At 56.3% G+C, this 15468-nt stretch carries 15 protein-coding genes; 4 read left to right on the top strand and 11 right to left on the bottom strand.

Features of this window, described 5'->3' with window-relative positions; translation table 11 throughout:
- Nucleotides 1-158: 158 nt before the first annotated feature.
- The 7 genes from ACP15R_RS25570 to ACP15R_RS25600 form a co-directional block, all read right to left on the bottom strand.
- Nucleotides 159-1550, bottom strand: a complete 1392-nt coding sequence (locus ACP15R_RS25570) for an FGGY-family carbohydrate kinase (protein ID WP_424988713.1) — start codon at nucleotides 1548-1550, stop codon at nucleotides 159-161.
- Nucleotides 1547-1864, bottom strand: coding sequence for an L-rhamnose mutarotase (locus ACP15R_RS25575; RefSeq protein ID WP_424988714.1), 318 nt, complete (start codon nucleotides 1862-1864; stop codon nucleotides 1547-1549). Before ACP15R_RS25575 ends, ACP15R_RS25570 begins: the two co-directional genes overlap by 4 nt.
- The gene (locus ACP15R_RS25580; protein WP_424988715.1) at nucleotides 1861-2862 is read right to left on the bottom strand and encodes an ABC transporter permease; all 1002 of its coding nucleotides are present in this window, start codon (nucleotides 2860-2862) and stop codon (nucleotides 1861-1863) included. The genes ACP15R_RS25575 and ACP15R_RS25580 overlap by 4 nt, the downstream gene beginning before the upstream one ends.
- Complete coding sequence (locus tag ACP15R_RS25585) at nucleotides 2862-3839, bottom strand: ABC transporter permease (protein ID WP_424988716.1); 978 nt, start codon at nucleotides 3837-3839, stop codon at nucleotides 2862-2864. The genes ACP15R_RS25580 and ACP15R_RS25585 overlap by 1 nt, the downstream gene beginning before the upstream one ends.
- Complete coding sequence (locus ACP15R_RS25590; RefSeq protein WP_424988717.1) at nucleotides 3836-5377, bottom strand: sugar ABC transporter ATP-binding protein; 1542 nt, start codon at nucleotides 5375-5377, stop codon at nucleotides 3836-3838. Before ACP15R_RS25590 ends, ACP15R_RS25585 begins: the two co-directional genes overlap by 4 nt.
- Nucleotides 5378-5460: 83 nt before the next feature.
- Nucleotides 5461-6456, bottom strand: a complete 996-nt coding sequence (gene rhaS, locus ACP15R_RS25595) for a rhamnose ABC transporter substrate-binding protein (RefSeq protein ID WP_424988718.1) — start codon at nucleotides 6454-6456, stop codon at nucleotides 5461-5463.
- Nucleotides 6457-6488: 32 nt separating this feature from the next.
- Nucleotides 6489-7292 (bottom strand): DeoR/GlpR family DNA-binding transcription regulator, encoded by an 804-nt coding sequence (locus ACP15R_RS25600; RefSeq protein WP_424988719.1) that lies wholly within the window; start codon nucleotides 7290-7292, stop codon nucleotides 6489-6491.
- A gap of 185 nt (nucleotides 7293-7477) precedes the next feature.
- Here ACP15R_RS25600 and ACP15R_RS25605 point away from each other — a divergent pair, with 185 nt between their 5' ends.
- Together ACP15R_RS25605 and ACP15R_RS25610 are read left to right on the top strand one after the other, a co-directional pair.
- A complete protein-coding gene (locus tag ACP15R_RS25605; RefSeq protein ID WP_424988720.1) occupies nucleotides 7478-9580 on the top strand; it encodes a bifunctional rhamnulose-1-phosphate aldolase/short-chain dehydrogenase in 2103 nt (700 codons plus the stop codon).
- A 27-nt stretch (nucleotides 9581-9607) separates the two neighbouring features.
- Entirely contained in the window at nucleotides 9608-10846 is a 1239-nt protein-coding gene (locus tag ACP15R_RS25610; protein WP_424988721.1) for an L-rhamnose isomerase, read from the top strand.
- 245 nt (nucleotides 10847-11091) lie between these two features.
- Here ACP15R_RS25610 and proC read toward each other — a convergent pair whose 3' ends face one another.
- The 3 genes from proC to ACP15R_RS25625 all read right to left on the bottom strand — a co-directional run bounded on the left by proC (nucleotide 11092) and on the right by ACP15R_RS25625 (nucleotide 13892).
- A complete protein-coding gene (gene proC, locus ACP15R_RS25615; protein WP_424988722.1) occupies nucleotides 11092-11829 on the bottom strand; it encodes a pyrroline-5-carboxylate reductase in 738 nt (245 codons plus the stop codon).
- Nucleotides 11830-11884: 55 nt separating this feature from the next.
- Entirely contained in the window at nucleotides 11885-12826 is a 942-nt protein-coding gene (locus tag ACP15R_RS25620) for an aminotransferase class IV (RefSeq protein WP_424988723.1), read from the bottom strand.
- Nucleotides 12827-12899: 73 nt separating this feature from the next.
- Nucleotides 12900-13892: a TAXI family TRAP transporter solute-binding subunit gene (locus ACP15R_RS25625; protein ID WP_424988724.1), complete on the bottom strand. Its 993-nt coding sequence runs from the start codon at nucleotides 13890-13892 to the stop codon at nucleotides 12900-12902.
- A gap of 304 nt (nucleotides 13893-14196) precedes the next feature.
- Here ACP15R_RS25625 and ACP15R_RS25630 point away from each other — a divergent pair, with 304 nt between their 5' ends.
- Nucleotides 14197-14871, top strand: coding sequence for a GntR family transcriptional regulator (locus ACP15R_RS25630; RefSeq protein ID WP_424988725.1), 675 nt, complete (start codon nucleotides 14197-14199; stop codon nucleotides 14869-14871).
- A gap of 173 nt (nucleotides 14872-15044) precedes the next feature.
- On the opposite strand, the gene ACP15R_RS25635 is transcribed toward ACP15R_RS25630, so the two are convergent.
- On the bottom strand, nucleotides 15045-15230 hold the full coding sequence (locus ACP15R_RS25635) for a hypothetical protein (protein WP_424988726.1): 186 nt from the start codon (nucleotides 15228-15230) through the stop codon (nucleotides 15045-15047).
- Between the two features lie 50 nt (nucleotides 15231-15280).
- On the opposite strand from ACP15R_RS25635, the gene ACP15R_RS25640 reads away from it, so the two are divergent.
- Nucleotides 15281-15468: hypothetical protein (locus tag ACP15R_RS25640; RefSeq protein WP_424988727.1), on the top strand; the 188-nt coding region annotated here is incomplete at its 3' end.

A 15468-nucleotide genomic window follows, 5' to 3' on the forward strand; every position in this document is an offset into this window, starting at 1 on the left:
CCACATTGCGTGTCGCGCAAGATAGCCTTGATGTGCGCTTCAATTGTCAAGGTTATCATCAAGGACCGCCGGGGAAAAAGGTCGGTATGCCGTTGGTACACATCGAATAACGCAAATGTAGTAAGGGGAGCTTTGGGCCCCCCCTTTCTTTTCGTCAGCTATCTACTCGCTTTGACAGTGTCGTTCCAGCGTGCTGCGTAGGCCGCTAGTTCCAGCTTATCGCCCCGTATTCCCGCTTCGGTCGGGCTGGCAAGCGTTTGATCTTTGGTAAACAACAAGGCTGCGCCTATGCTTGTACCTGTGCTTGCTTCGCTGGTGTAAACAGGGCGGTCGGTTATTGCTTTAAGCATTTCGATGAATTCTGCGTTTCTTGCGAAGGGACCTTCGACGATTGTCGGACCCGCAGCGCCGATCAGTTTCAGACAGGTGCCTGTCATCAAAGCCAGATAGTAGGAAAGTGCCACGGAACGCTGGCCCGATCCCACGGGCGGTTCGTGCCCAAGCCACTGCATGTTCCGGCCTTGAAAGGGGCCTGAACCGGGTTCTACAGACGGCAATAACATTAGTGGCGCGTCCCGCACGGCGTCTACGTCCCGCCGACTCGGCGCCTCATTCTGGCCATTCTGAATGACCTCATATTCGCGTCCGCCCATGAATCGTGCGCTTGCAACTGCTTGGCCAAGTGCATTCACGTTGATGAGCGTGTCACGGTCGAGATCAAGCGGCGGGATGTCGTGGGTCGTATCGCCCGTCAACGACATTGCAATCACCCATGTGCCGGTTGAGACAACCGAAGCCGGGCCGGCCTGAGAGATGACGTGCGGATAAAGCGAGGCATTGGAATCGTGTATTCCAACACAAACAGGAGTTTGCGGATCGAGTCCGGTGGTCTGGGCGATTTCGGGCAGAATGGGTCCCAGGATATCACCAGGTCTGCGCACCGGTGCGATTTTGTCGTGAATGCCAAGTTTAGCCGGAAGGTCAGAAAATGTCTGATCGTGAGGATTCCAGAGATCGGTATGACAGCCCAGTGACGTGACATCGGTTGCGGCCACGCCCGTCAGCCGATGACCCCAGTATTGCGGGTATGTCACAATCTGTTTCGTGCGCGATTTCAGGGAAGGATCGGTGGTAAATTGCCAGTGCAATTGCGCACCGATGTTCAGTCCACCGGCAAGGGCCGGAGAACCCGTAAAAATGAAATCAGGCTTGAGGCGAGCGTAGTCCTTGACGGTTTCCGGCCCGTATTCATGTTCGTAGTCCAGAATAGGGGCAGCCAATTTCCCGTCCTCGGACAGCAAGGCCGCGCAGGCCCCATGTGTCGTGATCGATATGGCATCGATACCATGTTCGTTGTGAAACCGCGCCAAGGCCTTAAGAATGAATCGCCAATGCCCCTCAATGTCAAAGTGCGGCCAAGGGGGACCGGGCAAAACGACATTGGGCCGTGTGACAACGGCAATTTCACTTGGCGTGGCTAGATCAACCAGGGCGAGTTTCGCATTGGTCTTGCCAATGTCGATGACGGCGATGTGGCGAGGTTCGGTCATGGCATGTGAAACAGCGGGATAAGTTGCAAGACCACTGGGGAACTGTCCTCGTTGGTCTGCATGATATCGGCCATATGCGCCCACCATTTCTTCATGACGGGGTGATTTGGCAAATCGTCCATCCGGTGATCCGAGGTGCGGGCGAGAACGCCGATCAACTGTCCAGTTTCTGGGTCGAGGTGGATTGAATAGTCGCTGACGCCCGCATCGTGCAACAGCTCTACCAATTCCGGCCAGATTGCATCGTGGCGGCGACGGTATTCATCCGCCATACCGTCATTCAGCGTCATTCGGAAAACATACCGCTCGCTCATGCTTTGCGCCTCTGTGCGGCGATGGCCCACAGGCGGGGCAGGGCGATGACACCGATCAGCAGCAGGCCGATAAAGATCGACATGACCAGCCCCGGCACATTCAAGAGTCCGAGCCCAAAGGTGACAAGCCCCATGACAAAGGCGGCGATGACTACTCCCGGGATGGTGCCGGAACCGCCCAGAATATTGACCCCGCCCAAGACGACCATAGTGACCACCTCAAGCTCCATTCCTGAGGCGATACTGGGGCGCGTGGAGCCAAGACGCGAGGTCAGGCAGATCGCCGCCACACCAGACATCAGACCGGTCAAAAGGAACAGGATGAACTTGACCCGCTGCACCCGGATGCCGCTGAATAATGCGCCTGTGGGGTTGTTGCCGATGGCATAGACCGCACGCCCGAAGTTGGTCTTATGCAACAGCACCGCGTAGATCGCCGCGATGATGACAAAGAATAGCATTTCAACCGTGAATACCCAATAGACATATCCCTGTCCGAACCACGAAAAGCTGGACGGGTAGCCGCGAAATGAATCGTCGCCAAGGATGATATAGCTGATCCCGCGAAACAGGCTCATCGTACCGATGGTAACAACAATCGAGGGCAGGCCCAGAATGGTCACAAAGACCCCGTTGAACGCACCGCACAACAAACCGACCGCAAGCCCGATGATCACCAGCTCGGGTGTGCCGGCGCCATGCTGCATCGCCAGGCCCATCGCGGTACTGGCCAGCGCGATGATGGACGCAACAGAAAGGTCGATTTCCCCCGAAATGATCAGTAACGCCATTGCAAAGGCAATCATTGCCTTTTCAGTGAAATTGAACGTCGCATCGCTCAGGTTCCAGGCGTCGAGAAAATAGGGCGAGGCAAAACTGTTCACCACGAAGATCGCGATGGCAACGGCCAGTAGCAGAGCTTCCCAGCTCTTGAAAATCCGCGCCGAGTTACTGTTCAGCCGGTCGGGGATGTGGCGGGTCTGAGTGGTGTCCGACATTAGGTTGCCTCCGCAGATTTGAGGATGATGCGGCCCTTGTTCCGACCCGATCGGGCGTTGAATGCCACGGCGATCAAGATTGCGGACCCCGAGATGGCGAGCTGCCAGAAGGGCGAGATATTTACGACGGGCAGGGCGTTTTTTACCACCCCAAGAAATATTGCGCCCAGTACCGCGCCACCAACTGTACCGATGCCCCCGGCGATCGAAATGCCGCCAATGACGCATGCCGCCACGACTTCAAGTTCGAACCCACCCGCGATGTCCACATAGGCCACGGCATAACGTGCGACCCACAGATAGCCCGTGAGGCCAGCCAATGCGCCCGATGCCACAAATGCCCAGAACTGCGTTTTGCCAACGTTGATGCCGGTGTAGACGGCGGCGTGTGGGTTGCCGCCCACGGCAAAGATGGATCGCCCGAATGGGGTGCGCGACATCATCATGCCAAAGACGATGACGGAGATGATAGCGATCCAGGACAGGACCGGAAGACCCAGAAGAACGGTTCGCGGAAAGCCAGTGAAGGCGGCGCTCATTTCATGCCTGTTGACCCATTTACCGTCTGATATCAGAAAGATAATACCGCGAAATATGGTCATGGTGCCAAGGGTCACAACGATCGGTGGGATGGACAATTTCCACACAAGTACGCCGTTGATCGCCCCCATGATCGCTCCCATCATTATAGCGATGGCAATGATGATGGGGATCGGCAAGCCGGGCATGGCAACGTTGATCATAGCGACGGCCATGCCCGTCAATGCCAGATTGGCAGCGACGGACAGATCAATGCAGCGTGTCAGGATCACCACCATTTGCCCCAGGGCCAAAATGATCAGGGGCGCTGTGTCATTGAACACGTTGGCCAGATTCGACGGGGCGACAAACCCCGGAAAACGCGACGCGACAAGCAGTATGAGGATCAAGATTGCAGCGCCGAGAATTATCTCGCGGAGGGGAACAAAGCGCATCATGGGGTGGTGCCTTCCGTGGTCGTGGTGATTCCGGCCGCATGGCGCACCAATGTTTCGGGGTTCAGCTCATCGCGGGTCAGTTCTGCCGCGATCAACCCGTCGCGCATAACGATCACCCGGTCCGACATGCCGATGATTTCAGGAATTTCCGAGCTGACCATGATGACAGACAACCCCTGTGCGGCGAGTTCGGCCATGAATTCATGCACCGCCGCCTTTGAGCCAATGTCGATACCCTTGGTTGGTTCGTCCAGAATGATGACTTGCGGTTGGGTCGCCAACCATTTTGCGATAACGACCTTTTGCTGGTTACCGCCGGACAGGTTGCCGATGTCCTGGTCAAGAGATGCGGCGCGCAAGTCCAACCGCTCGGCATATTCGCGGGCAAGTTTGAATTCTTCGGCCAGTTGCAAGAAGCCATTGTTTGAGGTGCGCGACAGCGACGGCAGGGTGATGTTCTGGAAGATAGGCAGGCCGATCACCGCGCCTTGTTTGCCGCGATCCTCGGGAACATAGACGATCCCGTTTTCAACCGCTTCGGCGGGAGAGCGGATGACTTTGATCGTGCCGTTTATCTTACACACACCCTTGGATGGCTTTGTTATGCCAAAAAGCGCTTGCATGAATTCTGAACGTCCGGCCCCGACAAGCCCATAAAATCCGAGGATTTCACCACGGTTCAGCGTAAAGCCGATGTCTGCAAATTCGGTCGGGTGGGCGTAGCCGACGACCTTCAACACTTCTTCGCCCACATCATGGTTTCGGTCTGGGAAAATCTGCTCAACCGAGCGCCCGACCATCATGGTAACAAGGTCGTTCTCTGTTATGTCAGCAATCAGCCCGTCGCCCACGAAGCCTCCATCACGAAACACGGTATAGCGGTCGGCGATACGAAAGATCTCGTCAAACTTGTGGCTGATGAACAGGATCGCTTTGCCCTGCGCCTTTAGAGCATCGACCAGATCGTAAAGCTCTTCGATCTCCTTGTGCGACAGCGCGGCGGTGGGTTCATCCATAATGACTACCCGCGCATCGACCGATAATGCGCGGGCGATGGCAACAAGGTGTTTGTTGGCAATCCCAAGCTCGCTTAGCTGGGTATGGCTCTTGAACGGAGCCCCGATATCGGTCAGCAATTTGTCCGCGTCACGGTGCATCCGGGTCGTGTCGATCAATCCCAGTCGGTTGCGCGGCGCATGACCTGAATAGATGTTTTCCGCGACCGACAACTCATCAAACAGCACGGTTTCCTGGTGGATGGCGGTAATGCCGGCCTTGGCCGCATCATTCGGCGAGCCAAAAGTCACAGGATCGCCATCAATGCGGATCGTGCCACCATTGGTGCGATAGATACCTGTCAGGATCTTGACGGTGGTGGATTTTCCCGCGCCGTTTTCGCCAACCAATGCGGTGACTTGGCCAGGGTACAGGTCCAGCTTGACCTGATCGAGCGCTTTGACACCGGGAAAGGTCTTGGTGATCATGTCCATTGAAACAACGGGAGTCACGTCTTGAGAAATTGTCGCGGCATGCGTCATCTATCAGGGCCTCACTGTCAAACGGGGGGCGGTGTGGTTGGACCGATGCGTGCAGATGGCATCGGACCAGCCAGCGGGAGCGTTTAGAAGATCGACTTGAAGTCGTCGATATTGCTCGCGTCGTACACAAACGGATCGGCCATCGCGCCTGCGTTGGTTTCATCCAGCGTCAGTGTTCCCATGCGGCCCATCGGGATTTCCGCACCGGGAGCCGCTTCAGCGCCGTTCTGGCTCAGCTCATAGGCCAGCATCGTCGCCGAGTACCCAAGATCGATCGGATTCCAGATAGCGAATGACTCTGATGCACCAGATTCAATGGCACCCGCCATTTCCGAGGGCAGCCCAAGGCCAGTTACGTTGACCTGGCCGACCTTGCCCGCATCGACCACAGCTTGCGCCGCTGCCACGATGCCAACGGAGGTCGGGGCTATGATCGCATCCAGATCAGGATAGGTTTGCATCAGGCCCGTGGCCTCGCGATAGGATTTGTCGGCAAGATCATCGCCATAAACCGTCGCGACAACCTCAATGCCGGGATAATCTCCCATGACCTTGTTCATTTCTTCCATCCAGATGTTCTGGTTGGTTGAGGTTGTCGTTGCCGACAACAGGGCCACTTCGCCGCCGTCTGGCAGGTGATCGGCGGCCAATTTGATTATCATATTGCCGATCAGTGGGTTGGACGACGGGTTCAGATGCAGTTGCCGGCCTTCGGGGGCGACTCCGGAATCCCAACTGATCACGGTAATGCCGCGCTGCATGGCGCGTTTCAGGGCAGGGACCAGTGCATCGGTATCGTTGGAGGAGATGGCAATTGCGTCAACCTGCTGGGCGATCAGCGCATTGATGACCTCGATCTGGCCTTCGGCGGTCGTGTCGGTTGGGCCAGTATAGATAATCTCGACATTGCCCAATTCGTCGGCGGCTTCCTTGGCGCCTTCAGCGGCTGCCTCAAAGAACCCGATGCCAAGTGCTTTGACCACGAGCGCGATGCGCACATTCTCGGCCGCGAATGCCGGAGCGCCGAGCATCGCGCCGGCCAGAGCAACAGATGTTGCCAGTTTCTTGAATACACTCATGGTTTCCTCCCTGGAGTAGTGTGATTGGTAGCCTACGATGCCGCCTCTTCCTTCTGCGCGGTGCCTATGGGCGCCACGATCAGCGAAATATCAGCCGCCTCGAGCATGGCCGCTGTACGGTCGTCGATGCCTTCGTCGGTGATGATAGTGTCGATACGTTCAAGCGGGCAAAGCACCAGGCTTGAGCGGTTTGCGAACTTTGTGCTGTCTACCAGGACAATCAGTTCCTCGGCTTGCCCGATCAGCTTGTGCTCGGCCTGGATCAACAAGGGGTCTTGTTCCATTAGGCCCAGCGGACCGATGCCTTGTGCCCCCATAAACATGCGTTTGGCATAAAAATTGCGCGTCACGTCATTTTCGAACGGGGACAGTACGATGTTTTGTTCCCGGTAAATAATACCGCCGGATAACATCACGGTATTGCCTGTATTCTTGAGCAGATGTTCGGCAATGGGAAATGAGTTGGTGAACACCTGCATGCGCCGCGACGCGAGTGGGTGTACCATTTGAAAGGTCGTCGTGCCGCCATTTATGATGATGGGCTCACCATCATCGCACAACTCGACAGCTGCTGCTGCAATCGCCTGTTTCTCGGCGATGTTCATTGTCTCGTTGACCGAGAATGGCCGCCCCGCCAAGCCCACGAAAGGTTTTGTCGCGATGGCTTCGGCACCACCACGCACACGGCGCAGGCACTTCTGGTCATCCAATGTGTTTATGTCACGGCGTATCGTTGCCTCAGACGCGCCAGTGAGAGCGCATAGATCAACCACTGTCACCAGTGAGCGATCTTGTACGGCGGAGAGGATAACGCGGTGGCGGTCTTTCTCGTGCATGGGTGGTCCTTTCGTTCGGACAGGTTGGATTGAATCAGGGCAATTTGTCAATCACAAATTTGCATCAACAGTCATTCTGCGGCACAACATGATCGATATTGACTGAAACTGATTGACTTAATTTGCTTCTCCGGTCAGCTTGACGCCAACAAACTTGTAGTAACTTGCCCCTGACGGAGAGACACATGACATCGTCCAAATCATCGCAACACCTTGAAAATAAATGGGATGTCGCCTTGGCTGATACCATGAGTGAGCCGGAGAAGCTGCTGTATCGATCAAATCTTCTTGGGTCTGACAAGCGAATCACCAATTTCGGTGGCGGGAACACATCTGCGAAAGTAACTCAAAAGGATCCGCTCACGGGTGACATGGTCGAGGTGCTCTGGGTCAAAGGGTCGGGCGGGGATGTCGGCTCGATCAAGATGGACGGATTTTCTACGCTTTATATGGACAAATTGAACGCGCTGCGCGGTATTTATCGCGGGGTCGAGTTCGAAGATGAAATGGTGGGCTTTCTGCCCCATTGCACGTTCAATCTGAACCCGCGAGCCGCATCGATAGACACACCTCTGCATGCATACGTACCAAAGAAGCATGTGGACCACATGCATCCCGATGCGATCATCGCGATTGCCGCCGCCAAGGACAGCAAGGCGCTGACGCAAAAGATATTCGGCGACAGCATCGGCTGGTTACCCTGGAAAAAGCCGGGTTATGAGCTGGGGCTTTGGCTCTCGGATTTCTGCGAAAAGAACCCTGATGCCAAAGGTGTCGTTCTGGAGAGCCACGGGTTATTCACATGGGCGGATGACGCTCAGGACTGTTATGAACTGACGCTTGAGATCATCCAAACTGCCATGGATTGGTTCGAAACCGAAACCACCGACAAGGATGCGTTCGGTGGAGCGATCCATCAGAGCCTGTCCGCCGAAGATCGCCGTGCCACGGCCGCACGATTGATGCCCGCCATCCGCGGCTACGTGTCCCGCCAGCAGCATATGGTCGGGCATTTTACCGACAGCGAAGCGGTGCTGGAGTTCGTTAATGCCAAGGATATGAAACGATTGGCGGCATTGGGCACATCCTGCCCTGACCATTTCTTGCGAACCAAGATCTGCCCGCTCGTGGTGGATTTTGACCCGGCCAAGCCGGATGTCGACGCGACCATCGCTGGCCTGTCCGAAGCGATTTCCGAATACCGCGTGGGCTACCAAGCCTATTATGACCGCTGCAAAAAGGACAACAGCCCCGCGATCCGCGATCCGAATGCGGTTGTCTATCTTATCCCTGGTGTGGGCATGATCACCTTTGCCAAGGACAAGGCCACGGCGCGGATTTCGGGAGAGTTCTACGTCAACGCTATCAATGTGATGCGCGGAGCGGACGCCGTGTCTGAATACCAAGGCCTGCCCGAACAGGAGGCGTTTGATATCGAATATTGGCTTCTGGAGGAAGCCAAACTGCAACGCATGCCTGCGCCAAAATCTATGGCAGGACGTGTGGCCCTAGTCACAGGCGGGGCAGGCGGCATCGGTGCGGCCACCGCAGAACGGTACCTGCGCGAAGGGGCCTGTGTGATGTTAGCCGATATTGATGACGCGGCCTTGGTGGATACCCTTGAGGGGCTCAGCGGCAAATACTCTTCTGACGTTGTGCGCACCGTGAATATGAACGTCACGGATGAGGTCGCCGTGGCCGAAGCGTATACCGCCATCGCAGCTGAGTTCGGAGGTGTCGACATTCTGGTCAGCAACGCGGGTATCGCCAGTTCGGCCCCGATCGAAGACACCTCACTTGATCTGTGGAACAAGAACATGGCGATCCTGTCGACAGGGTATTTCCTTGTCAGTCGCGAGGCCTTCAAACTGTTCAAGGCGCAAGACATGGGCGGTGCAGTCGTCTTTGTGGCGTCTAAAAACGGTTTGGCCGCATCGCCCAACGCCTCGGCCTATTGCACCGCCAAGGCCAGCGAAATTCACCTCGCCCGCTGTCTGGCGCTGGAAGGCGCGCCAATCGGTGTGCGCGTGAATGTAGTGAACCCTGACGCAGTGCTCAAGGGAAGCAAAATCTGGCAGGGTGAATGGCTGGATCAACGCGCGGGCACTTATGGCACCGACAAAGACGGGCTTGAAGAGATGTATCGGGAACGCTCCATGCTCAAACGTTCAGTCCTGCCCGAGGATATTGCAGAAGCCGCGTATTTTCTGGCGTCCGATCTAAGTGCCAAGTCTACAGGCAACATCATCAACGTCGATGCAGGCAACAAAGAGGCGTTCACGCGTTAAGCGTGAGCAACTCTGGGAGGAGCAATTATGAGCTATGAAAGCGCAAAAGCCACCTTTGCCGACTGGGGCGTAGATACCGAAGCCGCCCTTACTAAGCTGGCGGAAATCCCGATCTCGATGCATTGCTGGCAAGGCGACGACGTTGTCGGCTTTGAAGCGAAATCTGGAAATTCCGGAGGTGGCATTCAGGCCACCGGCAGCCACCCCGGCCGTGCCCGTACGCCAGACGAACTGCGGGCTGACCTGGAATTTTCCTATGGGATGATCCCGGGCTCTCATCGCCTGAACCTGCATGCCTGCTATCTGGACACGGACCAACACCCCGACCGCGACGAGATTGAATATAGCCACTTCGCACCGTGGGTCGATTGGGCGAAGGATCAGGGGTTGGGGTTGGATTTCAACCCGACATTCTTTGCCCATGCCAAGGCGGATGATAACCTGACGCTTAGCCACCCCGACCAAGGTATCCGCGATTTTTGGATCGAGCATGGCAAGCGGTCGCGCGATATTGCGGCGCAGATGGGAGCGGCTCTTGGCAGCGCACCGGTGAACAACATCTGGGTGCCCGACGGGTACAAGGACACGCCTGTCGATCGCATGGCGCCCCGCCAGCGGTTGGAACAATCCCTGACTGCGATGATGGCCCAGAAATACGACAAGACCCAGATGCTGGATGCTGTCGAAAGCAAGCTGTTTGGCATCGGGGTTGAGGCCTGCACCGTAGGTAGCCACGAGTTTTACATGGGCTATGCAATCCGCAATGAAACGCTTTTGTGTCTCGACATGGGCCATTTTCACCCGACGGAAAATGTCGCAGACAAGCTGAGTTCCGTTGCGCTTTCGGTCGATGAAATTTTGCTGCATGTCAGCCGTCCGATGCGGTGGGATAGCGATCACGTGATCCTGCTGGACGATGCAATTCTGCAAGTGGCGCAAGAACTGGTCAGTGCAAGTCTTTTGGATCGCACGCACATCGGGCTTGATTTCTTTGATGCCACGATCAGCCGGACCGCGGCGTGGGTCATTGGGACGCGCAATATGCAAAAGGCGCTGCTGCGCGCGCTGTTGGCGCCTTGGAACAAACTGAAAGACGCAGAAACACAGCTTGATTTCACTTCCCGTCTTGTGGTGACCGAAGAGACAAAGGATCTACCTTACGGTGCCATTTGGCTTGAATTCTGTGACCGAATGGAGGTCGCTACGGGCAAGGTGCTGATATCGGACCTTGCGCGCTATCAGACAAGCGTGGAAGGCCGTGGTTAGAGAGCCGGCAGTGCCAGTGCGCTCCTTCGCCAATCCAGTGTTGGGGCGCGCTGACATCCTGACGTCACTGAAGCGGCCGTTGCCGACCGGGCTTGGAGGCCGTATCCAAACAGCGCTTTCGCCGCACGACGCTTAGACTAGCCAAAAACGGGACAAAAACATCAACTATTGGCCTGCGACAAAGCAACACTCCGATCATGTGCTGCTTGCGCAGTCTGCATGTTCAACTTCTCGATACCAAAACCCTATGCGAATAGTTTCTCCAGCCCGGCCGCCGTGGTACCGTTGGGCGATGTCACTTGTTCGCGCAGACGCGCTGGTGCTTCGGAACTTGATGACATCAATCGGCCACTGCCCGCGACCATGCCCACAGATAGTTTCGCCGCGATCTCTGCGGACAGCCCTAGTTCTTCGCCCGCCTTTGCCAGGGCTTCGGTCATGGCAAACACATAGGCCGGGCCGGAACCCGAGATCGCGGTCACGGCATGCATCATGCCTTCTTGATCGAGAACCACGGTTTCGCCGACGGATAGCATCAGCTGTTCCGCCAAGTCCAATTGCCCGGCTGATGTCGCATGATTGGCCACCAGCGCCGAAATGCCCGCGCCCACGGCGGCGGGCGTGTTGGGCATCGTTCGTACGACCGGCGTATTAGCCCCCAACATATCTTCAAAGGTCGAGATCAGCGTTCCCGCAGCGATCGAGATGAACAGCGTTGGTCCGTTGCCGTAGTCACGCAGCCCCGGCAGGGCCTCCGCCATGATCTGCGGTTTGGTTGCGATAACGGCGACAGAGGGCGGTTCGTCCGGTTGTTGGTTGAGCCTGAGCCTGCGTTCTGCGAGACCCGTCAACCACTCGGACGGGTGTGGGTCCAACACTGTAATGGCATCGGGGAGCAAACCCGATTTCAGCCATCCCGCCAGCAACGCCGACCCCATCTTGCCGCACCCCAACAGGAGAAGACCGTGCTCCCCGACGTTCATGTTCTGCCCCTGGGCACATGGCGGCATAGCGCGATGGCAAGTGCATTAGGACGAGTCATAAGGGTGCTCCTTGCGCGTTCTGCGCCACCAATTCCTTATAAAGCGCCCGGAGCCGTTGTGTCATAGGCCCAGCCCCCTCATGTGTGCTGATGGGTTTCCCATCGACCGAGGCAACGGGTGTCTGCGCGCCAAATGTACCGGTCAGAAACGCCTCGTCAGCACCGTAAACCTCGTAGAGCGAATAGTTCTTCTCGTGGACGGGGATGTCATTTGCGCGGCAGAGGTCGATCACCTTCTGCCGGGTCACGCCGTTCATGCAGTAATCGCCGGTTGAGGTCCAAACCTCGCCGCGCCGTACGATGAAGAAGTTGCAGGCATTGGTGGTGTTCACGAATCCATGCGGATCGAGCATCAGGGCCTCATCGGCACCTGCCTGCTCGGCCTGAAGGCAGGCGATGATGCAGTTGAGCTTGGAGTGGCTGTTATATTTCGCATCCTGGCTCATCGGCAATCCGCGCACCTGCGGGACTGTGGCCAGACGAATGCCCGTTTTCATCAGGCTTTCGGCCGGTTTGGAATGTTCGACAATGGCCACAACCGTCGGGCCGGACCGCGACAGACCTGGATGCTGAAAGGGTTTGGCCTTTGGCCCGCGTGTCACCATCAGGCGGCAATGCGCGTCCGATGTCATGCCGTTGGCCTTTGCCGTAGCATTTAGCGCGTCGAGAATCTCGGCCTTGGTCATCCCGATGTCGATGGAAACCGATTTGCAGCTGTTGAAGAGCCGGTCCATATGTTCGTCGAAAAACGCCCAGGTGCCGTTGTAAAGCCTGAGCCCCTCCCACATGCCGTCGCCCAGCATGAAGCCGCTGTCATAGACGGATACCACCGCCTCGGCCCGGGGGACGATCTTGCCGTTCAGGAAAATCTTGATGTCCTGGTTGCGCTGATCCTGTTCGGCATCGTGAGTGGAATGGCTGGCGGGTTGTTCGCTCATTGCGTCGCTCTTTTCGAAGGTGGTCGTGGAAAGTTAGGGGAGCAGCCGAAGCCACCACCATTCGGGAGAAGCCTCATTCGATAAGGCCGACCTCACGGAAGTATTTCTCTGCACCCGGGTGCATCGGGGCAGAGAGGCCGTTCACCACCATCTCTTCTTTCTTGAGATTGGCGAAGGCGGGATGGAAGGTTTTGAATTTGTCGAAGTTTTCGAAAACTGTCTTGACCATTACATACACGGTTTCCTCGGGCACATTTGTCGACGTGACAAAAGTAGAGGGAAGCCCAAATGATTGAACATCATTTTCCACGCCGCGGTAAAGCCCGCCGGGAATAGTCACCTTGCCATAGTACGGTTTGCTTTCGACCAGCGCGTCCACTTTGTCACCATCGACTGCGATGATGTTGATATCGCATGACGATGCCGCTTCGAGGACATTGGCAACCGGATTGCCAGCCACCATCAGGAATGCGTCAATTGTATTGTCACAGAGCGCAGAAGACTGTTCAGCCGACTTGAGTTCAGTGACAAGACCAAAGTGGTCCATATCCCAGCCTAGGGCTTCAACAAGAACTTCCGCCGTGCCGCGGGTGCCGGAGCCTGGGTTGCCCAAGTTAACTCGCTTACCACCAAGGTCATCCAGCGAGTTGATCTCTGCGTCCCGTCGCGCCGCGATTATTACGGTGTCGGGGTGCAGCGAGAAAAGACTGCGCAGCTCTTCATCTGGACCGTTTTCTTCAAATAGGCTTGTCCCGTTTAGCGCGTGGAATTGCCAGTCCGATTGAACGATGCCCATTTCCAGCTCGCCCTGACGCATCGTGTTTAGGTTATACACTGACCCACCCGTACTTTCGACCGAACATCGGATGCCATGTTCCTTGCGCCCTTGATTTACAAGTCTGCAAATTCCACCGCCGACGGCGTAGTATATTCCGGTAACCCCGCCCGTGCCGATAGTCAGGAACTCTTCCGCTTTGGCGATGGTTCCGCCGCTAATCACAGTCAATGCAGCAAGCGTCGCAACGCCCGTGCGAAGACGCATTCGAAATGATTTAGACGATAGCATTTTTACTCCCTTTTCGTGTTTTACGCAGTTCCGATTGCAGTTCGGTCAGATTGTACCGGGCCCGGTCACGACAGGCGCAGTCCGCCAGAGGCGTCGAATCCTCTCTCTCAAACCTTACGCTCCACCAATACAATTGTCGACAATTTAGTATATTGCCGACATAATCTCCGATTTGCTACATTCTGGATATCGGAAAGTCAGCACCTTTCGGGTTGGGACGCTCGTGTTGTTTGTTACAACGGCTGGGCTGGCAGCCCTGGAAAAATTTGGTGTCGGACCGCAACGACAATGGTAAGGGACTGCAATGAAATCAAATGACCAAACCCCAGACGCCTCCGGCGACACCCTAAAGGAGCGCACCCTTGAGCGACTGCAGGAACTGATCGTGACAGGTAATCTGACGCCTGGATCGAAAGTGCTTGAGACGCAGGTGGCAGCCCGGCTCAATGTCAGCCGCGCGACATTGCGCGAGGCTATGATACGCCTTGGTGAGATCGGGCTTCTGGTGAACCTGCCTTTTCGGGGCACATATATTCGCAAGCTCGACCGGGTGGACCTTCAGGAGATTTATTCATTCCGCACCGGGTTGGAGAAAATGGCGTTTCGATTTTGCTGGGACAACCGCGATCTGGTGAGCCTGGCCGATTTGCAGATGCGAAATGACCGACTTTGCGCGCGTATTGCAGACAATGATTCCTATGGTGCGATCATGGCGGAGCTACATTTGCACAACTGGTGCTATGAGTTGTCAGGTCACAGCCTACTTCTGCAAAGTTGGGAGCGCCTCAAACCCAACCTTCAGTTCTATTTCGCCATGCATCAGAAAGCGCATGAACGTGCCGGACCGTTGAGGGAATCCCACGACGAATACATCCGGCTTGCCAAAGGTGGCAGCCTGGACAACATGCTTCGCCACCTGGAGCATCACATGCAGCAAGGTCTTGAACACACGTTGAGTTTTCTGGGCGCTCCCAATTAACCTCTAGCTTCAGACAAAGGTGTTTTCACGCCATCTCCGCGACCTGTGAGTTCATGGCCTCGAGATTCGCGCACGATACATGAATGACATGGTGTGATTGCGGCGGTCGCTCTCCTTGAGCACACGAGGTCTGATAGTTTCAGCGGTAAAGCTACGCCGTAGGCCGTCTTGCCTCAGTGATTTGTTTCGTCGGCCATGATGCGTTCGATGATGTCGGCGTCACATTGCTCGTCGCAGAGGAGCTCGCGGACCCCGCCTTCCCATGTCCGGACGTCGGCGAGGAATTCCTGCAGGCATTCGATGCCGCGGTCCGTGAAGGTCGTGATGCCCTCCTCGGTTCCGTTGTCGACCCAGATCATCTGTAGCCGTCCGGCGTGCCTGCTCTGACGCGGTTTGTAGAGTATTGATAGTGTCCACCATCGATAGTGGACACTATGAGGCACTCTATGGCGGGCAAGAAGGGCGGGAGAAACGCGCGAAAGTTGGTGATGCCCTGAGGGGCGGCATATCATGGCGGTGTTCAGACGCCGTCAATTCTCAGCCGAGAAAGGGATATGATGGTGTGGATGCCGCCATCTGCAGGCATCGCAATATGCC

This window comes from Microbulbifer sp. S227A (assembly GCF_049800935.1).